The following is a 25,430-nucleotide window of genomic DNA, read 5'->3' on the forward strand; positions in this document are numbered from 1 at the left end:
CCGGTGGCCCGTGGGGTTCCGCGCTGGTGCTGGCTAATCGGCTTTCATGTGCCAGCGTGTGCGGGTGTTGCTGGCTCGGAGGGACGCCAGGCGGTGGGTCAGTTCGCGGCGGGAGAAGGGGTCGCCGGGGGCGTTGCGGACGTGGATGCCGATGGCGTAGATGTCGCGGATCTGCATGAGGGTCTCGTAGCCGTCCCATCTGCGCAGGTCGTAGCCGTAGGCGGCGGCGAAGTCGTCAACGTCGTTGGGTGAGAGGCCGAAGCGGCGCTCGCCGTGGTAGCTGTGGATCAGGTCCCATTCGCGGTGACCGAGGGCGACGCTGTCCCAGTCGCCCAGCACGACGTGTCCGTCCTGGTGGCGGAGCAGGTTGTCGATCCATGCGTCGCCGTGCAGAAGGGTCGGTGGCTTCTCGAACGGCAACGCGCGCCAGGCCGCGGTGAGGTCGCGGACGCGTTCACTGAGCCAGGTCAGGTCGTCAGAGTTGAGGATGCCGGGGTGATGCTGGACGGTTGCGCGGATGCTCGCCAGCGGGTCCGTCAGAGTCCGGAGGGGGAATGGCGGAGTTGGGCCAGTGTGTAGGCCGCGAAGCAGCCGGCCGAGGTCAGCGGTGGTGGCGGGGGCTTTAGCGGCAGGGATGTAGCGCCAGAACGTGATGGTGGCGCCCTCGACGCTTATGGGCTGGGCCGTGAGTTCATCGGCTGGCCGGACAGTGGGAAATCCCTGGTCGGCGAGCCAGCGTGTGACCGCGAGGACAGCGGGGAGACGTTCCGCGGCTGTGGGGGCGGTGGCGACCCTCACGATGATCGGCTCGCACAGTTTGAACACCGCGTTGCTGCGCAGCCGGAGTAGTTCGGCGCCGGTTGGGTCGAGACCGACCTGTGCGCATGCGGCGCGGAGGACGTCGTGGGCGCGCTGATGAAGATCGGCCGCGCCGGTCAGCTGGTTAGGCATCCCGGCCGCCCGGGATGGTGGCGGTGTCCAAGGCCAATGCCTCTTCGAAGGTGTTCAGGGCCCTGTTCCGCCGGCGGTGGGCAGGAAGGGCAGAGCGGACATCGCGGGCACGGACGAACACGATGGTTGTTCGTTGTTCGGCCGGCAGTTCCAGGAGGGTCTGGGTGGCTAGTTCGCAGGCTTCGGCTTCCCGCGAGTTGCGGGCGAGTGTTGCCGCTCGGTCCAGCTTGACCAGCGCTGGATCGATGTTCGGGCTGGTGGGGTGGCACAGTGCTGAGGCTGCGTCGTGTACCGCCTCGGCGCGTTGAAGGTCGGGTAGGTACGCGTGGGTGCCGCTCATGTACAGATAGAGCCGTTGCTCAGTGAAGTCGAAGGCCAGCGCCCCGTTGTTGCGCTCCTTGATCTGGGAGAAGAGCCGTTGGGCTCGGGTGAGCGAACTGATAGCGCCTTGTTGGTCGCCGATGCGCGCAAGGGCCCGTGCCTCGGCGGCCGCAGCCAACGCAGTAGGGGAGGAGGGCATGGCCCGACAAAGGGCTTGTGCCTCCCGAGCGAGGCTCACGGTTTCGGCTGGGTCGCCGTAGTAGTACGGCAGCATCGCCTCGTGTGCTCGAACGAGCGCTCTGAGATAGGGATCACCGGTGTCGTCGGCGGCCGTCTTCGCTGTGCCGTACCAGGCAGTCGCTTGACGGACGTCACCAAGCTTCATCAAGGCGTCCGCGCTGAGGATCGCCAGGACGGCGGCGACCCGGGAGAGCCGGCATTGGATCGAACCAGATTGTCGCTGGGCGGCGAGGTTCCGCACATCGCTGAACTCCAGCATGAGCCGGCACAGCATCGGCAGTGGCGGAGTGACCAGGTAGTCGCGGCGGCATCGCAGGACCGTCTCCTCAAGGCGGTCCATCTGGTCCTCGGTGACCGTTCCGGTGGCCAGAGTGCGGTCCATCTGCTGTCTCAGTGTCTCCACTTCCGCTAAGAGATGGCCACGCGAGGCTCTGGTGCATCCTGCGAGAACGTCGTTGAACAACGTTCGACGGTTGGTCTCGTCGTCGAACTGGCCGGGAGTCCCAGGGCTATGGAAGGCACTCGGAGTGAGGACCGGCGTCTGTGGGGGAGCAGACGAGAGCGGTGACGTACGTGGGGCGGGAACCACCACAGCCTCGTCGAGATCCGTGTCTTCCGAATAATCGGCGGCCAAACCGAGCTTGATCGGGTTGGCCCGGTACAGCCTGGAGAGCCGATCGATGGTGTCCGGGCGTGGACGGCCTCGGCCGTTCTCCCACACGTTCAACAGATCGATGTTGGCGTGGGGTTCTCCGAGGTGCTCGCGTTCGCAAAGCTCGACCAAGTGGTCGATGGCGGCTTGAGCCGTCCAGCCCAGAGCGAGTCGGTGCGCCTTCAGCAGGCTCACCCCACAGCAGTGGTGTATCGCTTGTACCAGCTTCCACGTCCGCCAGCTTTCGGCTTGGCCTCGCTGGCGCCATCGACGTGCGCAAGACGGTGCGTGCTCTCCTCGGGCCATTGGTACTCCCACGGCGTTCTGACGCGGCTGGTGCCAGTGGCCTCAGCGTAGAACGGCGCCGGTCACCTAGACCCCCTTTCTGACGTGCACGGACGTCTTCCCGTGGACCGGGGACGGGTTCGAGGCCGGCTTCCGTGTCTCTTCCACGGTTCGCGCGGATTCGCGGATTCGCGACGGTTGGCACCTTGCTGACTCTGCGTCACTGTTCTGGCACCCAGACGAGGTCAGAAGGCTGCTAGGCGGCAAGGGCCATTCAGGAGGTGCGGTCGTGACAGAGCCCCACGAGCAAGAGCAGGAGGTGCTGTCCGGGCAGGCCGAAGATACCTTGATCGAACAGACGGAGCTCGCCGGCTTCCATCTGGAGATCCGTGATCTTCCGGAAGAACGGACCGCGCGCCACGCCAGGGCACTGCTTCGGGAGACGCTGCGCAACGCCGGTGTGGACGAGAACGATGTCGACGACGCCGAGCTGGCCGTTGGAGAGCTTGCCGCCAACGCCGTCTCCTATGCCTGCGGGCCGTACGAGATCCGCTTCGTGCTTGTCGGTGGACGTCCCGTCTGGTGCGAGGTTGTCGACGGGGGCACCGACCTCGCCGGTATCCCAGAGATCTTCGAAAAGCTGCAAGAAGCTGGGGCGGCGGAGTGCGTGCCGGCCGAAGTGCCCCAGGACAGCGGCCATGGTCTGGCGATCGTCCATCGGCTCTCAGGTGGTCTGTGCAAGGCCTATCCCACCGTCGTCTCCTCGGCGCGACGGCCCGGCAAGGCTGTGGCGTTCGTCCTGCCCGGGAACGGGCTGCTGTGATTGGGCAGTACAACCGCAGGGCCAGCGGCATGGCGTCAGATCCGCGACGACTCGTTCCACCTGATCGGTTCGACCTGGCGCGGGACCTCGTGGATCTACTCAGCGACGTGGGCCTTTGTGCCGCCAGCACGTGGGAATCAGCACCGTCGACGGTCTCTGTGTCGGCTCGCCTGATCGGCGTCGACCCGCGGAGCGGTAGGACAATTTGGTGCTTGCCATGGCCCGGTAGCCGCGTCCTGTACTGGCAGTGGCGGCGAACGGTGTACCGCGGCGGAGTCATCGTCGCTCGACGGTCCGAACCGGTGTGCCCGATCACTGACACGATGAAGGCCGCTGCTCATCTCATCGCCGCCGTACACCTGACCTCGGTTCCCGATCCGACGAACTGGGTGCGCGACGAGACTCTTCCCGCCGTATCGGCAGCTCAGGCAGCCAAATCTCATGGAGTGCCATCGCCGCGCGTTGCGCACCAATCCAATCACGTTGGTAGCTGAGCCTTGACCGAACGTAAGAGGTGCCCCTTGATTGCCCTGTCCGTCACGTCGTTCGGAATCAGTTTCCGGTGAAGCGGTACGCCGGAGAGAGGATGGGATAGTGAAAGAAGGAACTTGGGGCTTGTCCACCCCTCGTGAATGGCTGTGGGGATCGGAGCCGATGCGGTGGCGTCGCGTCTACCCAGGCCGTGTGGACCAGGTGCGTGTAGCGCGGGTGTTCGCGGCGACCCTGTTCGAGGGGACCGGCCGCGAGGAGGACGTGGCGGTAGTGGTGGCCGAGATGGCCACCAACGCCGTGCGTCACTCCCGGTCGGGAGGTGAACGGGGCTGGTTCGGCCTGGAGGTGACGCTGGCCGAGATCGCCTACATCGCGGTGACCGATCTGGGCGGAGGGTGCGTGCCCACGGTCCGGTCTGAGATGCCGGAGTGCCAGCCGCGGGAGGGGGGATATGGCCTACTCACCGTGTCGAAGCTGGCCCTGACCATGGGGATTCACGGGAGCTCCGCGGACGGCTTCACCGTGTGGGCTGACATGGACCTGCGTCGCCCGGTCCAAGACAACTCCACGCAGCAGGCGATCCTGGTGCCCTAGGGAGGGCCCAGCCTGTCGGTAGCAGGCTGGCCCCTCGGGGACAGCGTAGAAGAAGCGCCTGTAGCGGCGAGACCCTGGCCGCAGGTTCGCAAGACGAGCCTGCGGCCAGGGCACGTCTACGTGTGTGCCTAATTGTGTGCATATGTCCTTGCGTGGGTGTGTCTATAGTCGGCCGTTCTTATCGGGGTTCTCTTCGGTCTTCTTTTCGGGGTTCTTCTCGGGCTCCTGTCTATGGCCAGAAGCCCCTGACGCGCCTGTCGGTGCAGGTAGATGTGCTGCTGCGTCTTCTGTTCGTGTGCCCGACTCGTCACCAGGACGACCCCTGGTAATAGTCCGCGCGTCTGTGTAGTCGATGACTGTTGCGACTGCCGGCCAGTCTTGCGGTTCTGTATCACCACGTGCCCGACCCCCGCGTACTTCGCTGCGGCCCTCACCGTCACTCGCCGGCGGCCGCCGTCAGGCAGAGGCGCGTGCACCCGAGGCCGCGTCGCCTCGAGTGCGTGAGGTGTACGAAGGGCGACGTTCCCTGATCTGAGACGTCAAGTCGCCTAGCCGTTTTGACGTCTTTCGCGAGACCTTTTTCGCCAGAGGTGGCGCGGTCGTCATTTGTGCGCCGCATCGGCATTTGCGATTGCTTGGGTTTAGGCTCCTGAGGGCGCGAATAGTGACAACGTTCAGCCCTGGAGGTGATTAAAAATGTGGCCGAAGGTGCTTGCCTGGTGGTGTTGCATCGAGAAATGGTCGAGCTCCGATGAACGGGAACGGCGCCGGGAATCCGGTTGCCGGTGATACCGAATGGGAGTCGAAATGGCCGCGAAGAACATCACCCCGAATGGCGCTACCGGGAACGGTGTCACGGGCATCGAGAACGTCGGAAACGGCACCCCTGCCACTGGGGGCGGGGCGCGTCCGTCCGGCGCGGCAGGGGACGTGTGGGACGCGCTGACCGGAAACCCCGGCGCGACCGTGACCGCGCTGGCGGAGGCGTCCGGTGTCAGCCGCGCCACCGTCGCGCGGATTCTGACCACCCTGGAGCGCGACGGTCGCGCCACCCGGACGCGCGGCGGACACGATGGCGGGAAGCGGCAGCCCGACACCTGGTGCCCGGCCATGGCCACCACCGGCGACACCCCAGAGGTGTCCGCTCCGGATGTGCCGACCAGCGACGGGGACACCACCGCCGCCATCTCGATCACGACCGAGGCGCCGACCGACGACACCGCCACCGGTCCGGGCGCGCCGACCGAGGCGCCCGCCACCGGCGGGGACGCCCTGACCGACACGGACACCGCCACCGACGATGACGCCACCGAAACCACGGGCGCCGAGGACAACGCGGCGGGGATGGACGCGGCGGCGGTGTCTGAGGCACGGGACGCGCTGACCGGGCTGCAGGACGCCATCGCGGCGGCGCTGACCGCGCTGGACGGCGGGGACGGTGCGGGGGCGCTGGCGGCGGTTGAAGGTGTCTATGGCGGCTCGGGGAAGGTGCGGCGGCTGGTGCGCGCCGCTGCGAACGGGCGCCCGCGTACCGCGTCGGGGGCGCCACGTTCGGCGCCGGGTGAGATGCGCGCGAAGGTCGTCGGCCACCTGACCGCCCACCCCGGCGCGGCGTTCACCCCGCACGAAGTCGCGAAGGTGATCGGGCACTCGGCGGGGGCGGTGTCCAACGCCCTGGACCGCCTCACGGAGGCCGGTGAGGCGGAGCTGGTGTGCGACCGGCCCCGCAGGTTCACCGCCACCACCGCCCGTCCCGCCGAGCGCGCCGCGCGCTGACCGCCGACAGGGGCGGGCCATCGGCAGGGCCCGCCCCCGGCGTCCCGACCACCCACACCCGCAAGGAGCCACGCCATGACCACAGCGCCCAACGCCTCGACCGCCGCGCCGACCGTCCGACCGGGCTCGGTGCCCGTGCCGAGTAGCACCGGACGCCTCGGGCAAGGTGAGCTGCGCCGCAAAGTCGCCGCCATCCTGACCGACCGCCCCGGCGAGATGTTCACTCCAGGTGAGATCGCCCGGAGTCTGGACCGGTCGGCCGGTGCGGTCGGTAACGCGCTGTCCGTGCTGGCCGACCGTGGGCAGGCCGAGCTGGCAGCCACCGGGCCGCGCCGCTACCGAGCCACCGCCACCACTGCCGACGCCCTCAAGGGTGGCCGCACGTCCGCCGCCCGGACCGCCCATCCCACAACCGCCACAGCTCCCGCGCCGAAGGCCGCGTCCGCGCCGACCCCACGCACGGCCGGTGCCTCGGGGACATCGGCGAAGGTCGAGAAGCCGGTGGTCGGGCCGGTGGTGCGGCCGAACGGTCAGACCTACCACCCGCGCCGGTTGGCCGACCTGCCGGACGTCGCGGCGCTGCGGCGGCTACGGGAAGCGTCCATCCCCGCCATGTTGTACGGACCGCCCGGCACCGGGAAGACGTCCCTGGTCGAGGCGGCGTTCCCGGATCTGATCACGGTTGCCGGGGACGGAGACACCGCCGTCGCCGATTTCGTCGGTGAGTACACCCAGGCACCGGGCGGCGGCTACGAGTTCATTTACGGGCCGCTGATCACCGCCATGACCGAGGGCCGGACGCTGCTGATCGATGACGCCACCCTCATCTCGCCGAAGGTGCTGGCCGTGGTGTACCCGGCCATGGACGGGCGGCGCCAGATCACCGTCAAGGCGCACAAAGGCGAGACGATCACTGCCGCCGAGGGTTTCTACGTGGTCGCCGGACACAACCCCGGCGTTCACGGCGCCGTGCTCACCGAGGCGCTCGCCTCCCGGTTCGCCGCGCAGATTCGCGTGTCGACCGACTACGACCTGGCTCGCGTCCTGGACATCGAACCGCGCGCCGTGCGCGTCGCGCGGAACCTGGCCCGCCGACAGGAGTCCGGCGAGATCGGATGGGCGCCGCAACTACGCGAGCTGATCGCCTTCCAGAAGATGTCCGGGGTTCTCGGGCCCGAGGCTGCGGTGGCCAACCTTCTCGGCATCGCCCCCGAAGAGGACCGCGACGTCGTCGCCGAGGTCATCAGTTCCGTTTACGGGCGCGCGGTCGCACCGCTGGCCCTCGGACAGCAGATCTAACCCGCCACACCGCCGCACCCGCGACCGCACGCACCCGCACGGAGGAACCATGACAACGCACGTCATCCCCGCTCCGCCCCTCGCGCCGTCTGGCACCGGACCGGGCGCCGCGCCCGCCGCCCCAGTTACGGCGTCCGCGCCGGTGACCGGCCTGGCCGGGGCGTGGCTGAGGCTGTCGGCCGCTTTCACCGAGGCCGTCACCGATCTCACCGACCGGGAGGACCTCACCGTGCAGTGCGCGCCCGGCCTCGGGCGCGGTGCGCCCGGCTGTTTCGTTCCGGCTCTGGCCACGATCGAACTGGACGGCAGGACCCTGCGGCAGGACCCGGCCACGTGCGACCCGTCCTGGCCCGCTGATCGGGACCGCTACCCGGCCCTATGGGGCGTCCTGACGCACGAGGCCGCACACGCCGCCCACACCCGATGGGACGTCCCCGAGGGCGCGCCCGCTGCTGCAGCCGAGGCGGCGATGGCACTCGAAGAGTCGCGGATTGAGGCCGTGCAGATCCGCCGCCGCCCCGCTGACCGGCGCTGGCTCCGGGCCTCCGCCACCAGCCTCATCTTGGCCGACTTCACCAGCCCGCCTGCCACCACGTCCAGTGGCGGGCCCGTGCCGTCCGGTGGCGCCCCGACCAGCACACCGGTCGCTCCACCGGTCGCACCACCGACCGCCCCGCCGGTGACTACGCCGCACGCGGCGATGACGCCGTGGAACGCCGGACGCGCCGCCGCGCTGATCCTGGCCCGCGTCGACGCCGGAATCCTCGAACAAGCGGAAACCAAGACTCTGGCCGATGCCGTTCTCGACGTCCTCGGCCCGACTCGGTTGAGTGCCCTGGCCGCACTGTGGCACCTCGCGCACGCCACTGGCGACGACGACGCCGAAACCATGATGGACCTCGGGCGGCGCTGGTGCCGGATCCTGGACGTCGACCCTGAACGTCCCGCACCGCCCCCGCCACCTGGAACACCGGGCGCCTCGGGCGACCCTTCCCCGCTGGCCGCCGCGCTGGGCGCCACCATGGCCGCCGTTCACGCAGCCGCCGCACAACCCGTTACCAGCTCACCCAGCCTTGACTCCGCGCAGAAGCGGCGAGAGGAGAAGGACGCACGCGAGGCCGCTGACCGTGCCTCGCGCCGCGTTTTCGCCGCGAGCACCGCGCCGACGACAGCACGCGGACGGACCTCGATCAGCGGGACCCGTCCGCCGAACCCCGACGAGCAAGCCGCCGCCCGCCGCCTGGCTCGGCAACTGCGCGCCGCCGCGCACCGCGACCGCGTCACCACCACCCACACCTCTCCCACCCCGCCCGGACGGCTCTCCATGCGCGGCGCGCTGGCCGCCGACGCTCAGCGCGCCGCCGGTGCCACCCCGACCGCCGAGCCGTTCACCCGCACAACCCGGCGCCACGTGCCCGCGCCGCCGCTACGTGTCGGCATCGCCTGCGACGTGTCCGGATCCATGAACGCCCTGGCCGCGCCAATCGCGTCGGCTGCGTGGATCATGGCCCGCGCCGCAGGGCACCTTCCCGACGCCATAGCGGCCACCGTCATCTTCGGCGCCCGAGTCCGCCCGATCGTCCGCCCCGGACACACCCCGGCCACCGTGACCGAGTTCCCCGCCCGCGACCCGAGAGAGGACTTCGTCCAGGCCGTCGACGCCCTCGACTCCGCCGTGGAGCTGACCCGCATCGGCGCAGCCCGACTACTGGTGGTCGTGTCCGACGGCATCTTCAAAGACGACCAGCGCGAAGACGGCCAGAAGCGCATTGACCGGCTCACCGCCGCCGGGTGCGGCGTGGTGTGGCTATCGCTGTCCAGCCGCACCAAACCCATGAAGGGCGCACATCTGGTCACCCTGACCGACCCTGCCGCAGCCGCCGACGCCATCGGCGCCGCCGCCGCACGCGCCCCCGGCACCGCCTGATACCCGCCACCCGGTGCGTCCCCCAAGGCGCACCGGGCCGACCAGTACACCGAGCCAACATGCCGCCCGCAACCGGCTCCGGAACGTCCTGGGCGCAGACAGGCAGCACTGGCGCCGCCAACCCAAAGAAAGCGCCAAACCGGCGAGAAGAGGCACACCGTGAACAACGTGGAGTCCTACATTCGTGACCACCACGACGATGCCCACGAGCTGCTTTGTGCGCAGAGGCGAAGATGCTCGCCGGCCTCGACGAAGGGGAAGACATCGCAGCCGAGGCCGCAGCCGCCGCCGAGCTCCGCGCTGGCCGACCACCTCATCCCGCGCGACGCCGACCTGTTTGGCCAAGGCTTCGCCTTGGCCTCCATCGTGGCCGCCCGCACCTTCCACCGCGACACCGCCCACCAGAACGCCCTCACCACCCTCACCGAAAGGCCCAGCTAATGAGCAACCTTCCGAAAGCTACCGCTGAGCTTGAGACGGCCGACACTTGCCTGATCTTCGAGCTATGCGCCCTGATCGACGCCACCGCCAGACTCGATGAGAAACCCCGCGACCGTCACCAGGCCGAGCAAAAGGTGATCACGGTCGCCTACCGCGTCGCTGCAGCAGCGGGGCCCGTCCTGGATAGCGAGGCCGCGCTGATCAGCGCCCTGCGGGATGCGGCCGCCGCCCACCCGCCGATCCCCGAGTCCTGCCGGGGCTGTCAGAAGATGAACGGTGCCCGATGCGGGCACCACATCGGGAGCATCGACGTCGCCGATACTTACAACGAACTCGGCAACGCCCTCAGCGGCCCCAGCTACACCGACCTCGCCAACTGCTCCGCCGACACGGCCCTGCCGACGGCCGACCATGAACCGGCCCGCTGAGAGGAACCTCGATGTCCCGAACGATTCGCATCGACGATGAGGTCCGCGCCTTTCTGCAAAGCCGCAGGAGGCAGCGCGGCGAATCCTCTAACGACGTCCTGCGCCACTGGTTGTGTTTGGACCCCGACCCCGGCCACATCCGGCAGGATGGCACTGGCCCGGTACCGACGGTCACCCAATGCGCCGTACTGGACGGTCCGCCCTATGTTCAGCGTGGCTGAGGATCCTCCCGTGGGAACTCACGGTGCAACGGGGGTTGGCGACGAAGAACCGGGTTTGTTGGGCGATGCCAGTTGATCGGAGTTGCAGGGCTGGTGCGCCGGTGCCCGCCACCGCCGTGGAAGCCCTCGCCGGCCTGATGGCCGTGCGGCAGATGGCCAGCCGGTGGTGCTTCTTCGCGACGGCCGAGCCTCTGAAACTGGAGCGCCTGGCCGGGAATGGCGGATGGAGTGGCCGGACGTGAGCAGTTCGTCTGGAGCGCAAGTCACCGCGCGGTGGAGGACTTTGCGGCCGACGATGGCGCTATTGTGCGTGGCCGTACCGCTCGTACGGCGCTGACCCGGTCGCCGACGGTGGTAGGTACGGTGCTGTCCTCGCTGAACCAGGGGGTGCTGATCGTTTCGGGTCACCTCACCACTCCTGGCCGGTTTGTCCGGTAATGCTGGACCAGTGACGCTCAGTCCAGTGCGAGGGTGAGTATCGGGGTGCTGGTCGGCTGACGGGAGCCGCCCTTCGGCTCGATCGTGACGCCGAAGTGCTGCGCGGCGCCCATGCCCGCAGTGACGAGGGGACGCGGCTTCCCTGACAGGTCCGGCGTCCCGGCGGAGCGGGGACCGGTGGGGCCGAGCCACCACATCTGGTACGTCTTGGCCGACGGTAGATGCGGGAGCCCGGACGTGGTGACGACGGCCTTGCCCAGCAACCGCGACGACACGACGGTGACGGTCGCCGCGCCCTGCGCGCGGGTGGTGGAGGTGTGCGCGTCCGGTGCCGCCATCACCATGCTGACCTGCCGGTTCAGGGCTTGGGTACGCTCGGCGGACTGGTGGTAGTGCCACGCCGCACCGCCGCCGATGAGCGCTAGGACGAGGCAGGCCGCGGCGGCCAGCCAGGTGAGCCCGCCCGCGCGGGGGGACGGCAGGCGCCGGGCGAGGGGCGGAGGCGACTGCCGGGTCCGGGCGATCTCCGCCATGACGCGGCCGCGCAGCTCGTCCGGCGGGCGCCGCTCAGCGGCCAGCGCCAGCCGGATCGCGGTCTCGCGGAAGCCGGCGACCTCGTCCGCGCAGGCCGCGCAGCCCGGCAGGTGGCGCTCGAATCGGCGCCGCTCGGTGTCGGTGAGCGCGTCCAGCGCGTACGCGCCGGCGAGGCGGTGCGTGTCGAGGTCGAGCGTGTCGAGGTCGTGGGTCATGGCTGCACTCCCAGGCAGTCACGCAACCGGATGAGTCCGTCGCGCATCCGGGTCTTGACGGCGGCGAGGCCGACGCCGAGCAGTTCGGAGACCTCGCGGTAGGTGTAGCCGCCGTAGTAGGCGAGCATGATCGATTCACGCTGGGTCCCGGTCAGGCCCCGCATGCAGCGGCGCACCTGCTGGTGCTCCAGCCGGACGCCGACCTCCTCGGCGACCTCGTCGTACTCGGGCGCCGGCGCAGCGGTGCGCTCCTCGCGGTCCCGGTCGGCCTGGTTGGAGCGAACGCGGTCGACGGCGCGGCGGTGCGCCACGGTCAGCGCCCAGGACGTCGCGCTGCCGCGTTCCGGACGGTAGTGCGAGGCCTTGCGCCACAACTCGACCAGCACGTCCTGGGCGATCTCCTCCGCCTGCGCGGGATCGCGGACGACCCGCAGCGCCAACCCGTAGACCGGCCCGGACAGGCGTTCGTACACGTCCCCGAACGCTTCCTGGTCGCCGCGAGCGACGCGGCCGAGCAACTCGGCCAGGTCTGGAGGTTCGGGGTGGACCGCCGCTATTCCTCGCGGCTGCGGCCCTTTGACCGGTTCGTTCATCTCCACATTGGTAGTTCGGTGCGGAGGGTGCGGCGGATGGGTCGGAGACTGGGCGAAAGTTCCACCCATCCACCTGCCGTCCGGCCCCGAACACCGGTTGTGACAGGGAAACGAGCGACAGGGCCACTGCGGTGGGCGAGCGCTGCGCTGTGCGGGTGCCTGGCGGCCGCGGCCGCGATGGGAGTCGCGGAGCTGGCGGCGGGTGCGCTCGGACGGGTGTCGTCCTCGCCGCTGCTTGCGGTCGGCGCGGCCTTCATCGACCTCACCCCGGTGTGGCTCAAGGACTTCGCGATCCGCCACTTCGGGAGCAACGACAAGCCCGTGCTGCTGATCGTCCTCGGCGCGGGGATCACGGTCGCGGCGCTGGTCATCGGATTGTTGAGCAAGCCCCGGCTGGTCTTTGGCCTGATCGGGCTCGCCGCCTTCGGAACCGTCGGGGTCGTCGCGGCGCTGACCCGGCCGGTCGCCGAGCCGGTCGACGCCCTGCCATCGGCGGTCGGTGCGCTGGCCGGCATGGCCGCCCTGATCCTGCTGGCACACAGCGTCCGCCCGAAGCCCCGCCCGAAGCCCCGCCCGAAGCCCCGCCCGAGGCACCGTGCGTCACCCATCCGGCCTCCCGGGACGACAGCTGCGGGCGAAGCCGCCCACGGCACCGCTACCCCGGGCGGCGACCAGGCAACCGGCCCCCGGTCGGAGTGGGAGAACGGACCAGAACGCCGCTCCAAGGAGACCTCCGAGCCGGCTGCCGGGGCCGGTGCCGGGATCGATCGGCGGCGTGTGCTGCTGACCGGCGCAGGGGTGGCCGGCGTCGGTGCGGCCGGCGGGATCGCGGGGCGGGTGCTGCTGCGCCGCGGCGACGTCTCTTCCGTCCGGGCGGACGTGCGGCTGCCCCGTCCGGTGGGCCCGGCGCGTCCGGTCCCCGCCGGCTCGCAGGTGCGGTTGCCGGGTATGACGCCGTTTCGCACCTCCGCCCGGGACCTCTACCGCGTCGACACCGCGCTCACCCTGCCGCAGGTCGACCCGCGCGACTGGACGCTGCGCATCCACGGCATGGTCGGCCGGCCCGTCGAGATGTCGTTCGACGACCTGCTGCGCGAGGCGCTGATCGAACGCGACATCACCCTGTCGTGCGTGTCCAACCAGGTCGGCGGCGACCTCGCGGGCAACGCCCGCTGGCTGGGCGCGCCGCTTGCGCCGCTGCTGCGCAGGGCCGGGATCCCGGCGCCGACCAGATCCTGTCCCGCTCGGCCGACGGCATGACGCTGTCCACCCCGATCGAGACGATCCTCGACGGCCGGGACGCGATCCTCGCGATCGGCATGAACGGCGGGCCGCTGCCGATCGCCCACGGCTTCCCCGCGCGCATGGTCGTCCCCGGCCTGTACGGCTACGTCTCGGCCACCAAGTGGGTCGTCGACCTCAAGGTCACGCGCTTCGCGACCGACCGCGCGTACTGGACCGAACGCGGCTACGCCGAGAACGCCCCGATCAAGACTTTCTCCCGCATCGACATCCCGAAGCCGCTCGCCACCGTGAGATCAGGCCGGGTCGCCGTCGCCGGCAGCGCGTGGGCCCAGCACCGCGGCGTCGACGCAGTCGAATGGCAGGTCGACAACGGACCCTGGCGGCAGGCCGAACTCGCGCCCGTCCCCGGCCTGGACACCTGGCGCCAATGGGTCGCCGAATGGGACGCCGCGCCCGGCTCCCACACACTCCGCTGCCGCGCCACCGACGGAACCGGCCACACCCAACCCGAACACCGCGCGCCCCCGTTCCCGGACGGCGCGACCGGCTGGCACTCGGTGGTGGTCACCATCACCTGACATCGCTCATTCAACCCACAGCTTTCACGACACCACAGACGCAGCGGAATCCAACGCAAGGAGTTCACCATGTACCGCACCCGCATCGCCGCCGGTGCCCTGGCCGCAGCCGCCGTCGCCACCGGAGCCGCAGCCTGCTCCAGCGGCGACGACAAGGACGGCGCCGCCGCCGCCCCGCCGAACTCGGCCGCCCCGGCGACTACCATGACCAGCGCACCGTCCGGTGACCAGCCGTTCGGGCCCGCGTGCTCGGCCGTTCCGGCGTCCGGCAAAGGCAGCTTCCAGGGCATGTCCACCGACCCGGTCGCGACCGCCGCGTCCAGCAACCCGGTGCTGTCCACGCTGGTCACCGCGGTGAAGAAGGCCGGCCTGGTCGACACCCTCAACTCGTCGAAGAACATCACCGTGTTCGCGCCGACCAACGACGCCTTCAACAAAATTCCCAAGGCGACCCTCGACAAGGTCCTGTCGGACAAGAAGACGCTGACCGGCATCCTCACCTACCACGTGGTCGGGCAACCGATCATGCCGAGCGGGCTGTCGAACGGCGACTTCAGGACCCTCAACGGCGCGATGCTCAAGACCAGCGGCTCCGGCGAGTCGTTCACCATCGGCGACAGCGCCCGCGTGGTGTGCGGCAACGTCCACACCGCCAACGCCACCGTCTACATCATCGACAGTGTCCTGATGCCGCCCAAGTGACCTTGCTCCAATCGGCCGGGCCTCCACCACGCGGAGGCCCGGCCGATCACATAGCGTCCTGGCGGACGCGGGCGAGGCGGTCGTATCCACCCGTGAGTTCCGGTCATGCGGAACGCCCCCGGCGCCGCCGGGGGCGTTTCGCAGTTCTCAGATCCGCGCCCGCCTGGTTCAGCGCGCGATGTCGCGGCGGCCGAGCCGCCAGGTACCGGCGGCGATCAGGACGGCCGCGACGATGGCCAGGACGGCGGCATCGATGAGCTGGAAGCCGTTCTTGAGCGGCTCGCCGCCGATGTAGTAGTGGAACGGGGTGAGGTAGCGCAGCCCGTCCGCGCCGATCTGCGGGGCGAAGCCGTTCAGGACGTAGGCGGCGACGCCGATCCCGGCGGTGATGCCGAAAACGGTCGCGCGGCTCTTTCCCACGGTGGCGCCGATGCCGGTGCCCAGCGCTCCGAAGACGATGGCGAGCAGCGCGAGGTTGAGGCACTGGGCGGCGACGTCGCCGGCGCCGACGGTGTCGAGCTCGGCGCTGGAGCGGACGGCGAGCATGGCGGCCAGCACGACGGCGGCGATCAGGACGGCCCCGGTGGCGAGCGCGGCGAAGCGCTGAAGCAGGAGCCGGGTGCGGCTGATCGGGTGGGCCAGCAGCAGGTTGAGGTAGCCCGACTCCTCGTCGGCGGAGATCATGCGAGCGCCGGTGGCGGAGCCGTAGAAGGTCGCCAGCAGCGGCACCAGCAGTCCGAACACGGCGCCCTGCAGGTAGCCGGCCGCGCTGGAGGCGTCGTCGAGCCCGAATCCGCTCATCGCTTCGGGGGTGCTCGCCATCGAGTCGGCGGAGAGCTGCGGGTAGAAGGCCGCGTACATCATCGCCAGCAGGCCGGTGGCGGTGGCCCAGACGGTCAGGATGCGTCGGTTGTCCCACAGGGTCTTGCCGTACATCGTCCTCACGAGCGCGTGGCCGGAGAGGGTGGAGGTGGACATGGTGCCGCCGTTTCGGGGTTCGAGGGGAGCGATCAGGCGGCCGTGGAGGCCGCTTCGCCGTTGTAGTAGCCGTGGAAGAGGTCTTCGAGGTCCTGGGTGTCGGCGCGCAGGCCGGTGATGGTGTGCCGGGCGGCGGCCTTGACCAGCGGGTCCGGGCTGCCGTCCACACGGCAGGCCAGAGTCGTGCCGTCCACGGTCACGTCGCTGACGCCGGGCAGGGGCGTGAACTCCTCAGCCCGCACGGGGGCGGCGAAATTGATGCGCACCTGGAGGAACGAGCGGGCGCGCAGGTCGGCGACGGTGTCCAGGGCGACGAGCTCGCCTTCGCGGATGATGGCGACGCGGTCGGCGACCGCCTCGACCTCGCTCATGATGTGGCTGGACATGAGCACCGTCTGTCCCGCCTCGCGGGCCTCGCGGACCAGATCCAGGAACGTCTGCTGGACGAGCGGGTCCAGGCCGGAGGTGGGTTCGTCCAGGATGAGCAGCTCGGGGTGGTGCATGAACGCCTGGACCAGTCCGACCTTCTGCCGGTTGCCCTTGGACAGGCTCTTGATCCGCGCGTTCAGGTCGAGATCCAGCCGCCCGGCGAGCTCGATGATCCGCCTGCGGGGCACGCCGCCGCGCAGCGCGGCCAGGAAGGCCAGGCATTCGCCCGCGCGCTGACGGCCGTCCACCACGAAGTCGCCGGCCAGGTAGCCGATCCGGCGGTGCAGCTCGACCGCTTCGGCTCGGGGGTCCAGGCCCAGCACCCGGGCCGTGCCCGAGGTGGGGCGGATCAGGTCCAGCAGCATCCGGATGGTGGTGGTCTTCCCGGCTCCGTTGGGGCCCAGGTAGCCGAACACCTCGCCGGAGTGCACCTGCAAAGTCAGGCGGGTCAGGCCGCGCCGGGGCCCGTAGGTCTTGGTGAGCTGCACCAGCTCGATCGCCGCTGTCATGCCGCAATAGTATCAGAGTTTTCAAAGATTTCTGAAGACTCAAAGCTGTTAGGCTTTCGTGAGGATCGCGACGAGGGAGATGACCTTGGCAGACACCACCGAAGCCGCTGAGCGGATGGCGCTGACCCTGGCTCAGGGCGGCCTGCAGAAGGCGACGGCGCGGGTGATGGCGGCGTTCCTGTTCTCCGACGCCGACAGCGTCACGGCGCCCAAGCTCGGCGAACAACTCGGCATCAGCTCGGGTTCGGTGTCGGGCGCGATCAAGATGCTGTCCACCGTCGGCCTGATCGAACGTGTCCCGGCCCCTGGCAGCCGCCGCGAGCACTACCGGCTGCGCGAGGGTGCCTGGGCCACGTTGATGTCGTCGCAGAACGGCCTGGTCCAGGCCATGTTCGAGGCCGCGGACCAGGGCATCCAGGCAGCCGGCGAGGACAGCCCCGCTGCCCGGCGGCTGGCCGAGATGCGCGACTTCTACGGCTTCATGTTCCGCGAACTGCCCGCCCTTATCGACCGCTGGCAGGCCGAGCGAAACAGCACGTAGGCGGGCCACTCTTCGCGGTGGGACGTCAGTGGTATAGGGCAAGCGGAGCGACACCCACCAGGACCGGATCAGCCGGGTCGACGCTCCTGCCGAGCCGACGAAGCCCAGCCGCCTCAGCGGCTCGCGGTCATACGACCGGCAGCCCCGTGCGCACCGCTTCGACGGCGACGATCACTTCGGCCTACATGACCAGCAAACTGTGGCGTGGCGATGCCCCATGGTTGCGTACGCTCTCCTGCCTTGTGCAGTCCGGTTTCGGCGCAACGGCATTGACGGCATAGGCCTGACCGCGCGTCGCCGGGTGATGCCCCTGTGGGAGATGCTGGGGAACGCCCAGCCGTGATGGCGGCCGAGGCCGGATCGGCGCGCAGGAACCATCCCAGCAGCACGCCGCCCAGCACAGCAACGCTCAAGGAGCCTGTGCTACAGCGGTCCGGCGGAGGGGGCGGTTCGCTTCTTACAGGTAGCGGAGCCAAAGGTAGGGGATGCAGAGGGCCACGGTGATGGTGGTGACGATGAGCCCGTATTTGGTGAAGGTCCAGAAGCTGATGGGGGTGCCGTTGCGGGCGGCGATGCCTAGGACGACGACGTTGGCGCTGGCGCCGACGGCGGTGGCGTTGCCGCCGAGGTCGGCGCCGAGCGCGAGCGCCCACCACAGGACGTGGCCGTCGCCGGCGGGTTGCTGATGGACGAGGTCGGCGACGATGGGGCTCATGGTGGCGACGTAGGGAATGTTGTCCACGATGGCCGACAGGGCGGCGGAGGCGCCGAGTAGCAGCATGGTGGCGACGCCGAGTTTGCCTTGGGTGGCGTCGGCGGCGGCTTTGGAGATGTCGCCGATGACGCCGGTCTCGACCAGGCCGCCGACCATGACGAACAGGCCGGCGAAGAACACCAGCGTGGGCCACTCGACTTCGCGCAGTGCGTCCTCGGTGGTGACCTTGGTGGCGGCGACGAGCAGTCCGGCGCCGAGCAGCGCCACGATCGAGGGTTCGTAGTGCAGCACCGGGTGCAGGACGAACGCGAGAACGACGAGGGTGAGGACCGACAGTCCTTGCCAGAGGAGCCGCCGGTCGGTGATGGCCTCGCGTTCGTTGAGCTTCATGACGGCGGCGGCGCGCTCCTCGTCGTAGGTGAACGCGGAGCGGAACAGCCATCGGCAGAGCAGGCAGTACACGATCATGAGGCCGACGACCAGCGGGGCGAGGTTCACGAGGAAGTCGTTGAACGACAGGCCGCCCTTGCTGGCGATGATGATGTTGGGCGGGTCGCCGACGAGGGTGGCGGTGCCGCCGATGTTGGACGCCATCACCTCCGCGATGAGGTAGGGGATCACCTTGAGGCCGAGGCGTTCGCAGACCAGGAATGTCACCGGTGCGATGAGCAGCACGGTGGTGACGTTGTCGAGCAGCGCGGAGGCGACCGCGGTGATGAGGACGAGCATGACCATGAGCCGGTAGGGCTTGCCGCGGGCGCGTTTGGCGGCCCAGATCGCCACGTACTCGAACACGCCGGTCTGCCGCAGCACCGACACGATCACCATCATGCCCAGCAGCAGGAAGATGACGTTCCAGTCCACACCGGTCTCTTCGGAGAAGAACGCCTTCTCCGCGTCGGTGATGTGGAACAGCAGCATCAGCGCCGCGCCGCCGAGCGCGACCCCGGTGCGCGGGATCTTCTCTGACGCGATCAGAATGTAGGCGGCGACGAAGATGACGATCGCGATTACGGCAGCCAAGGAACCTCCTGGTCAGCGGGCATGAGGGAGACGACGCCGACCAGACTTCCCGGCACTCCCGGAACCACCGTAACCGAGCCGATCACGGTGAGTCACCGTCCGTCGTTGGGGCGTCGGCTTTCCCTGTCCGGCGGACGAGGGCCCGGCTCTTGCCGAACCAGGCGGGGACCTCGTGCTCGTCGTCGAAGCCCCGGGCCACGACGATGTCGGTGGAGGAGTGCGCCAGGATCGACAACACGATCGTCACGGCGACCAGGTGGAAGATCTTGTCGGCATTCGGTACGCCCGATTCCAGGACGAGCAGCCCGTACACGACCGAGGCGAATCCCTTCGGGCCGAACCACATCACCGCGGCCTGCTCGCGGGCGGTGAGCCCGGACCTCAGGAACGACAACCAGATCGCCACCGGCCGCGCGACGACCAGCGACAGCACCGCGAACACCCATCCCGCCCAGCCGGCGTCCCCCAGGAACGCCAGCGACAGCAGCGCGCCGAAGACCAGCAGCGCGGCGAGCTTGAGCAGTTCGGCGACCAGCTCGCCGAACTCCTCGAACGCCCTGCGGTGCTGGTCACCGATGGTGGCGATGGTGATGCCCGCGGCGAACGCGGCCAGGAACAGGTTGCCGTGCGTGGCCTTGCCGAGCGCCAGTACCAGCAGCCCGATGGCGACCGCGTTCAGCGGCTCGTACTTGGCGGAGATGGCGAACAGCCGCGTGCGCTCCAGCATGATCGCGGCCCACGGCACCGCCACACCGATCAGCAGGCCTACGGCCAGCTCGCTGCCCAGCTCACCCAGGTGCAGGTCGTGCGAGCCCTGGGCGATGGCCAGGAACAGCACCACGAACGGCAGGATCAGCCCGTCATTGACGCCCGACTCGACGTTCAGCAGATGCCGCAGCCGGGGCGGCACCCGGTCGTTGCCGACCAGCGCGGCGGCGAACACCGGGTCGGTCGGGGTGAGAACGGCCGCGATCAGCAGCGACTGCACCCAGTTCAGCCCGACCACGTAGTGCGCCATGACCGCGGTCACCACCAGCGTAAGCGGCAACCCCCAGCCCAGCGCGCGGCCGGGCAACCGCCACGCACTACGCAGATCGGCCCAGCCGGCGTGCATGCCGTCGGTGAACAGCACCGCGAACAGCGCCAGCTCCGCCAGCGTGCCCACCATCGAGTCGCCCGGCTTCAACGAGACGACCCCGGTGACGCCGTCGCCGAGCACGAAACCGCCGACCAGGAACAGTGCGGCGGTTGACAGGATGGTGCGGTTGGCCAGGCTGGACACCAGCACGGCCAGCAGCAGCAGGCCCGCGAACGCGGTCAGTAGAGCGGTCATCGGCGCACCGGCGCCCTTCAGGGTCGACGAATAAGGACATGCCGACCAGGCTTCCCGGCTCACCGGTTCAAGACCTTAACGGGATTCTGACGCCGTTTCTACGCGGCACCTATGTGATACGACCTCGGTACCGCCACCGGCGGTGGGGTGACAGCGGCCAGATCAGATTCCCCACGGAGGCCAGTTGCAGTGTCACTCTCCGTTGTGTTTCAGCTCGGGCATAGGGGTGGTTAAGGCGCAGAACGACGCACTCTCCAGCGCCGGGAGTCCCGACAGAGGTGGCAGCGCGCCCACACCAGCCATGTCCGCGTGGAGTTGCGCGAACGGTCAGGTCGGGGGTGCGTCGGCGTTAAGACCCACCTGGCCGCCGACGTCGTCGCCGTCGGCGGCGCCGAGGACCGCGGTCAGCAGACCGGGGAAGCGGGTCTCCAGGTCGTCGCGGCGCAGTTCGACGAAGCAGCGGGTGCCTTCCTGGCGGGTCCGGGTCACCCCGGCGTCGCGCAGCACGCGCAGGTGATGGCTGAGAGTTGACTTGGCCACCGGGGCGCACAGCTCACCCCAGCCCCGCTCGCCGCCGTCAGCCAGCACCCGCACCAGCCCGACGCGGATCGGATCACTGAGCGCGCCCATCACCTCCATGAGGGTCATCTCGCCCGGTTCCGGATGCCGCGCCTGCTTCATGATGACCATGCTACTTTGTTCGACGTTCTACGAACTTCGAACGAAGGGGTGAGTGTGACCAGCCAGCAGCACGACGACCTCTCCAGAGGGGACCTCACCGGCCGGGTCATCATCGTCACCGGAGCCGGGTCGGGCATCGGCCGTGCCACCGCGCACGCCTTCGCCCGCGCCGGAGCCCACGTGCTCGGCGTCGGGCGCCGCAAGGACGCGCTGGCCCAAACCGCCGCCGCGTATCCCGGGATCGACACCCATCCGGCCGACCTGCGTGACCCGGACGTCCCCCGGCAGGTGGCCGAGGCCGCCGCCGAGCGGTGGGGCCGCGTGGACGTGCTGGTCAACAACGCCGGCGCCACCCAGGTGATGCCCTTGGCCGAGACCACCGCCGAAGGCATCACCAGCCTGTTCGACCTCAACGTCACCGCGCCGAGCCTGCTGGCCCGCGCCGCCCTGCGCCACCTGCGCCGCACCAAGGGCGCAATCGTCAACGTCTCCAGCACCTACGGCCACAGGCCCCTGCCCGGCGGCGCGCACTACGCCGCCTCCAAGGCTGCCCTCGAACAGCTCACCCGAAGCTGGGCCGTCGAACTGGCCCCTGGTGGTATCCGCGTCAACGCACTTGCGCCTGGACCGACCGAGAGCCAGGCCCTGGAAGCCGCCGGCCTCCCCGAGACGACCATTGAACAGATCAAGCATGAGGAGGCTGCCCGCATCCCGCTCGGCCGCCGCGGCGAACCCGACGAGGTTGCCGCCTGGATCCTGCGCCTGGCCGACCCGGCCACCACCTGGCTCACCGGCCAAGTCCTCACCATCGACGGCGGCCTCGAACTCACCTGACAAGAAACAATCACAGCGCCCCCGCCCCCGCTGACGCCCGTCCCCTGAATCCAGGGTTTGCCGCGTGAACATCAACGCACTGTGACGATCGGCGGCCAGATAACTCCCCGCTAAGTGGCCGCCAGTGGGGAATCCCAACTGGCCGCCGACAGGTGGGGTAGCGTCACAGCTGTGCGAGCCCGAGAACTAGCCGTGGAATTCCCCACTGTGACGCCCGAGACGAGCGCGCTGGAAGCCGCGCGGCTGCTGGCCGAGCACCAGCTGCCCGGCCTGATCGTTGTCGATGGCGACCACCGCCCCAAGGCCGTGCTCCCGGGCTCCCAACTGCTGGGATCCATCATCCCGCAGTACGTGCAGGACGACCCCGCACTCGCCCGCGTCTACGACGAGGACCACGCCGACAAACTCTGCGCCAAGCTCGTCGGCAAGACCGTCGCCGACCTGCTGCCCAAGGACAAGACCCCGCCCCCGGTCGTGGACGGCGACGCCACCGCCATCGAGATCGCCAGCGTCATGGCCGCCGCCCACAGCCCCATCGCCGCCGTGTCCGCCGACCCCCGCCGCACCGACGGCCCCATGGCCGGAGTCGTCACCGTCTCCCAGCTCCTCAACCGCCTGCTCCCGGCCTCCAGCCCGGAGTAGACAGGCCCGCGATCGGATCATGAGCTGGGCGGCCCTGCCCGAGCCGAACCCCTCAGTCCTGCTGCTGTGCGCACTCGTTCCTGAGGTCAGGCGAGTTCCAGGCCGCCGTCGATGGTGAGGACCTGGCCGGTCAGCCAGGTCGAGGCCGGGTCTGCCAGCCGCAGGATCCACACCGCGGACGCATCGTGCTTGTCGTAGCCGACGTGGTCGGTGATCTCGCCCTCCAGAGCCGACTCCAGCACCCGCTTGGTCAGCTGCTGTAACAGCCCGCCTTCGCCGGTTAGCTGCAGCTCTTGGGTCCGAGCATGCTCCACCAGCATCGAGATCAGCTGCTCATCCGACGCCGCACCCTGCGGCTCCTGGACCGGCTGCTCAGCGGACTGGTCCTCAACGACGGGGTCAGTCACCTGGCGTCTCCTTGATCACCGGATCCGCCGTTCATTAGACGCTCCCGGCGACGGCGCGGGCCAGTCGTAAGGCGTGTGGTGGGGCGGGGTGACGGGCGGGGTGAGGGTGGCGAAGACGACGGTGTTGTCGGTGTAGTGGTGGGTGCGGGTGTCGAAGTGGCCGCCGCAGGTGATCAGCCGGAGTGAGGGGGTGTCGGTGTCGCGGAAGACGGTGTCGGTGGGGAAGGCGGTTTTGCGGTAGCGCTTGACGGTGTCGACGCGGTAGATCGCGTCTTGGTGGTCGGCGCGGGTGATGGTGATCAGGTCGCCGGGGCGGGTGGCTCCGAGCCGGTAGAAAACCGAGGGGCCGTTGCGGGCGGAGTCCAGGTGCCCCTCGATGACGGCGGTTCCTGGTTGGCCGGGGGCGGCTGAGCCGGTGTACCAGGCGGCCTTGTCGTAGTCGGGTCCGGGTCGGGGGACCTGGAGGGTGCCGTCATGGTTCAACCCGAGCGTGGTGATCGCCGCGCTCACCTTGATCGCGGGGATCTTGATCGTGGTCGGAACGGCGTAGGGCAGCGGAGAAGCGGATGGTTGTGCGATGGGGCCGGAGGCTGGGGTGCCGGCCGGTACTTGAGGTGGCGCGCCAGCGGTGAGTGGCGGCTGCGGTGCGTGTCGCTGGGTGGCGAAAGTGAAGGCGATGACGCCGGCCCCGGTGATGGCCAGGGCCGCTGCGGCCGCCGGGACGGCGTCGTCCCGGCGGCCTGCGGCGGGCCGCAGTGCTGTCTGCGCGGTGTGCAGGCGCGCTGCGGCAGTGCGAAGGATCATTCAACGGCTGTGATGGCGCGGCTGCGCCGGTGGAGCGCCAGGGCTCCGGCGGCCGCGGCCAGCAGCGCGGCCCCTAGACCGAGCAGGCCGGTGTGTTGCAGGCCGGAGGTGGATCCGCCTCCGGTGCCGGCTCCGCCGTTGGGCATGGCCTTGCCCGACCCGCTGTTGTGGGGAAGGGCGAGGTAGGGGAAGGATCGGCCGAACTGCTTGTCGTTGCGGTCGACGCGGTCGCCCTTGGCCAGGGCGGGGACGAGCTTGCCGGTCTGCGCGGCGCCTTCAAGCGCCTGGAGTTCGATGTCGACGACGTCGTCGGTGAGCCGCCGCCCGTTGGGGAAGCCCTGCAGGTCACCGGCGAGGACTCCGAGCCGGTTGGGTTTGGCGGTCTGAGGGACGGCCATGTTCAGCCGCAGTTCCTCGGCTGGGGTGAACCGCTTGGGGTCGACGTCCTTGTTCAGCAGTTGCGAGTTGAGGTCGGCCTTGATCGGACCGCCGGAATTCTTGGAGATCCCGGTCAGGAAGATCTCCGACAGGTCCTTGCGCGGGGTGGCCGGTGCTTTGATCTTGTAGATCTTCTCGATCAGTTGCGGCACCTCAGGATCGAGGACCCGGTTCACCAGCGGTTGGACGGTGTGGTCCTGGGAGGGGTCGAGCCGGTTGAAGGCGTCCTTCAGCCCGGCTGGCGAGATCACCTCGTTGATCAGCGGGTTCCCCAGTCGTGAGACCTGCCGGTAGGTGCCCGCCGGGGCCTTGTCGATGCTGACGGCCGCTCCCTTGCGGTCGGTGGTGGACCAGACGCCGACCACGGGGTTGCGGGCGGCGTTTCCCTTGAGCGCCAGGTCGGCCTTGGGGACCTGCAGCGTGATGTTGTTGACGTTGTACCCCTTCAGGGTGTCGGTGCCGGTCTCGCTGAGGTCGCCGCCGTAGAGCAGGTCGAAGATCCGCAGGTCCAGGAAGAACGAGTCATCGGCTTGGCCGGCGTAGGATTTTCCTCCCCCCGGCAGTGAGGTGATGGCCTGCTGCCGCAGGGCGGCGTAGTTGGGCATTGAGGCCTTGCCGACGAAGGACGGCGCGGCGATCGCGTCCTTGACCAGAGTCCGCGTCCGATCCTTGGTGATCTTGGTTACGGTGTAATGCTGCCGGAACAAGAGCGTCGAATCACGCAGAGACTTGACGGGCCCGTTGTTGTACAGGAACGTCTTATTGCCCCTGCGGTCTTCGTTGCGGAACGTCCACCGGTAGGTGATATCGGCGTACCCGTCGCCGTCGTTGTCAATTTTGATGTTGTATCGCGCGTTTGTGGCGAATGGGTAGAAGTTCGGGCCCCCGTTGGGCTCTTCGAACGGGATCCAGTTCGCGGCGAGGGATACGGTGTCCGGGGAGTCGGGGCTGGTGAAGGCGTACACGTCGGTGTTGTCGGCTTGGGGGTCATTGGCGATGAGCGGCGCCTCGCGATGGCTCGATGCCGTGCTCGTCCCCGGGCCCAGCGTGGCCAGCATGCTGGCCACACCGAGCGTTCCCGCCGCCGCAGCCGCGACTAGGGCGCGATTTGCGCGCACCCGCTCACGCAATTGGCGCATTCGGTCTGTCTCCTCCGGTCGATCGCGGACACGGACATCAGAGGGCCCACTCCGCAGCTGATCACTGAATCGCCTCCTACCCCACCGGGGACCGAAACGCCCCGCCAGCAGATCTCTGAATCGGAGTTGATCAACATTTGAAGAACCATCCGCAACAGGGACCGAACACGGTCCTTGTGCAGACCCCTACGGAAAGGGAAAC

At 69.2% G+C, this 25,430-nt stretch carries 23 protein-coding genes and 1 pseudogene; 12 read left to right on the forward strand and 12 right to left on the reverse strand.

All coding sequences use genetic code 11. The features are described 5' to 3' along the window. Positions 1-33 precede the first annotated feature (33 nt). Together AB0H37_RS00355 and AB0H37_RS00360 are read right to left on the reverse strand one after the other, a co-directional pair. Entirely contained in the window at positions 34-951 is a 918-nt protein-coding gene (locus tag AB0H37_RS00355) for an aminoglycoside phosphotransferase family protein (RefSeq protein ID WP_360610250.1), read from the reverse strand. Further along, complete coding sequence (locus AB0H37_RS00360; protein ID WP_360610252.1) at positions 944-2,359, reverse strand: XRE family transcriptional regulator; 1,416 nt, start codon at positions 2,357-2,359, stop codon at positions 944-946. Before AB0H37_RS00360 ends, AB0H37_RS00355 begins: the two co-directional genes overlap by 8 nt. 379 nt (positions 2,360-2,738) lie before the next feature. Between AB0H37_RS00360 and AB0H37_RS00365 the strand changes: the two genes are divergently transcribed. The 7 genes from AB0H37_RS00365 to AB0H37_RS00395 all read left to right on the forward strand — a co-directional run bounded on the left by AB0H37_RS00365 (position 2,739) and on the right by AB0H37_RS00395 (position 10,229). Then, a complete protein-coding gene (locus tag AB0H37_RS00365; protein WP_360610254.1) occupies positions 2,739-3,272 on the forward strand; it encodes an ATP-binding protein in 534 nt (177 codons plus the stop codon). 684 nt (positions 3,273-3,956) lie between these two features. Continuing rightward, positions 3,957-4,358 carry an ATP-binding protein gene (locus AB0H37_RS00370; RefSeq protein WP_360610256.1) on the forward strand — a complete coding sequence of 134 codons (402 nt, stop codon included), beginning with the start codon at positions 3,957-3,959 and terminating at the stop codon, positions 4,356-4,358. An 807-nt stretch (positions 4,359-5,165) separates the two neighbouring features. Further along, complete coding sequence (locus AB0H37_RS00375; protein WP_360610258.1) at positions 5,166-6,134, forward strand: helix-turn-helix domain-containing protein; 969 nt, start codon at positions 5,166-5,168, stop codon at positions 6,132-6,134. A 75-nt stretch (positions 6,135-6,209) separates the two neighbouring features. Beyond that, positions 6,210-7,433 carry an AAA family ATPase gene (locus AB0H37_RS00380; protein ID WP_360610260.1) on the forward strand — a complete coding sequence of 408 codons (1,224 nt, stop codon included), beginning with the start codon at positions 6,210-6,212 and terminating at the stop codon, positions 7,431-7,433. 49 nt (positions 7,434-7,482) lie between these two features. After that, positions 7,483-9,360: a hypothetical protein gene (locus AB0H37_RS00385; RefSeq protein ID WP_360610262.1), complete on the forward strand. Its 1,878-nt coding sequence runs from the start codon at positions 7,483-7,485 to the stop codon at positions 9,358-9,360. Between the two features lie 159 nt (positions 9,361-9,519). Further along, the gene (locus tag AB0H37_RS00390) at positions 9,520-9,801 is read left to right on the forward strand and encodes a hypothetical protein (RefSeq protein ID WP_360610264.1); all 282 of its coding nucleotides are present in this window, start codon (positions 9,520-9,522) and stop codon (positions 9,799-9,801) included. Beyond that, positions 9,801-10,229, forward strand: coding sequence for a hypothetical protein (locus AB0H37_RS00395; protein ID WP_360610265.1), 429 nt, complete (start codon positions 9,801-9,803; stop codon positions 10,227-10,229). Before AB0H37_RS00390 ends, AB0H37_RS00395 begins: the two co-directional genes overlap by 1 nt. A gap of 676 nt (positions 10,230-10,905) precedes the next feature. On the opposite strand, the gene AB0H37_RS00400 is transcribed toward AB0H37_RS00395, so the two are convergent. Together AB0H37_RS00400 and sigK are read right to left on the reverse strand one after the other, a co-directional pair. Next, on the reverse strand, positions 10,906-11,637 hold the full coding sequence (locus AB0H37_RS00400) for an anti-sigma factor (RefSeq protein ID WP_360610267.1): 732 nt from the start codon (positions 11,635-11,637) through the stop codon (positions 10,906-10,908). Then, the gene (gene sigK / locus AB0H37_RS00405) at positions 11,634-12,230 is read right to left on the reverse strand and encodes an ECF RNA polymerase sigma factor SigK (protein WP_360610269.1); all 597 of its coding nucleotides are present in this window, start codon (positions 12,228-12,230) and stop codon (positions 11,634-11,636) included. Before sigK ends, AB0H37_RS00400 begins: the two co-directional genes overlap by 4 nt. A 1,050-nt stretch (positions 12,231-13,280) precedes the next feature. On the opposite strand from sigK, the pseudogene AB0H37_RS00410 reads away from it, so the two are divergent. Next, a pseudogene (locus AB0H37_RS00410) lies at positions 13,281-14,053 on the forward strand (molybdopterin-dependent oxidoreductase). A gap of 69 nt (positions 14,054-14,122) precedes the next feature. Continuing rightward, positions 14,123-14,755, forward strand: a complete 633-nt coding sequence (locus AB0H37_RS00415) for a fasciclin domain-containing protein (protein WP_360610271.1) — start codon at positions 14,123-14,125, stop codon at positions 14,753-14,755. A gap of 168 nt (positions 14,756-14,923) precedes the next feature. Here the strand turns inward: AB0H37_RS00415 and AB0H37_RS00420 are convergent, their stop codons facing one another. Then, positions 14,924-15,733, reverse strand: coding sequence for an ABC transporter permease subunit (locus AB0H37_RS00420; RefSeq protein WP_360610273.1), 810 nt, complete (start codon positions 15,731-15,733; stop codon positions 14,924-14,926). A gap of 32 nt (positions 15,734-15,765) precedes the next feature. Then, a complete protein-coding gene (locus AB0H37_RS00425) occupies positions 15,766-16,671 on the reverse strand; it encodes an ABC transporter ATP-binding protein (protein ID WP_360610275.1) in 906 nt (301 codons plus the stop codon). An 85-nt stretch (positions 16,672-16,756) separates the two neighbouring features. On the opposite strand from AB0H37_RS00425, the gene AB0H37_RS00430 reads away from it, so the two are divergent. Then, positions 16,757-17,212: a MarR family transcriptional regulator gene (locus AB0H37_RS00430; RefSeq protein ID WP_360610277.1), complete on the forward strand. Its 456-nt coding sequence runs from the start codon at positions 16,757-16,759 to the stop codon at positions 17,210-17,212. A 457-nt stretch (positions 17,213-17,669) separates the two neighbouring features. Here the strand turns inward: AB0H37_RS00430 and AB0H37_RS00435 are convergent, their stop codons facing one another. The 3 genes from AB0H37_RS00435 to AB0H37_RS00445 all read right to left on the reverse strand — a co-directional run bounded on the left by AB0H37_RS00435 (position 17,670) and on the right by AB0H37_RS00445 (position 20,964). Next, on the reverse strand, positions 17,670-18,950 hold the full coding sequence (locus AB0H37_RS00435; RefSeq protein ID WP_360610279.1) for an ArsB/NhaD family transporter: 1,281 nt from the start codon (positions 18,948-18,950) through the stop codon (positions 17,670-17,672). A gap of 82 nt (positions 18,951-19,032) precedes the next feature. Next, positions 19,033-20,283, reverse strand: a complete 1,251-nt coding sequence (locus tag AB0H37_RS00440) for a cation:proton antiporter (protein ID WP_360610281.1) — start codon at positions 20,281-20,283, stop codon at positions 19,033-19,035. Positions 20,284-20,610: 327 nt separating this feature from the next. Then, complete coding sequence (locus tag AB0H37_RS00445) at positions 20,611-20,964, reverse strand: metalloregulator ArsR/SmtB family transcription factor (RefSeq protein ID WP_360610283.1); 354 nt, start codon at positions 20,962-20,964, stop codon at positions 20,611-20,613. Positions 20,965-21,018: 54 nt separating this feature from the next. On the opposite strand from AB0H37_RS00445, the gene AB0H37_RS00450 reads away from it, so the two are divergent. Together AB0H37_RS00450 and AB0H37_RS00455 are read left to right on the forward strand one after the other, a co-directional pair. Beyond that, positions 21,019-21,798, forward strand: a complete 780-nt coding sequence (locus AB0H37_RS00450; RefSeq protein ID WP_360610285.1) for an SDR family oxidoreductase — start codon at positions 21,019-21,021, stop codon at positions 21,796-21,798. 192 nt (positions 21,799-21,990) lie between these two features. Then, entirely contained in the window at positions 21,991-22,440 is a 450-nt protein-coding gene (locus tag AB0H37_RS00455; protein ID WP_360610287.1) for a CBS domain-containing protein, read from the forward strand. Positions 22,441-22,526: 86 nt separating this feature from the next. On the opposite strand, the gene AB0H37_RS00460 is transcribed toward AB0H37_RS00455, so the two are convergent. From AB0H37_RS00460 to AB0H37_RS00470, 3 genes are read right to left on the reverse strand one after another with little or no spacing between them, the layout of a single operon-like run. Further along, entirely contained in the window at positions 22,527-22,847 is a 321-nt protein-coding gene (locus AB0H37_RS00460) for a hypothetical protein (RefSeq protein ID WP_360610289.1), read from the reverse strand. Positions 22,848-22,862: 15 nt separating this feature from the next. Next, a complete protein-coding gene (locus AB0H37_RS00465; RefSeq protein WP_360610291.1) occupies positions 22,863-23,651 on the reverse strand; it encodes a class F sortase in 789 nt (262 codons plus the stop codon). Next, positions 23,648-25,219, reverse strand: coding sequence for a DUF4331 domain-containing protein (locus AB0H37_RS00470; RefSeq protein WP_360610293.1), 1,572 nt, complete (start codon positions 25,217-25,219; stop codon positions 23,648-23,650). Before AB0H37_RS00470 ends, AB0H37_RS00465 begins: the two co-directional genes overlap by 4 nt. Positions 25,220-25,430 lie beyond the last annotated feature (211 nt).

This window comes from Actinomadura sp. NPDC023710 (assembly GCF_040639875.1).
Taxonomy (GTDB): domain Bacteria; phylum Actinomycetota; class Actinomycetes; order Streptosporangiales; family Streptosporangiaceae; genus Spirillospora; species Spirillospora citrea.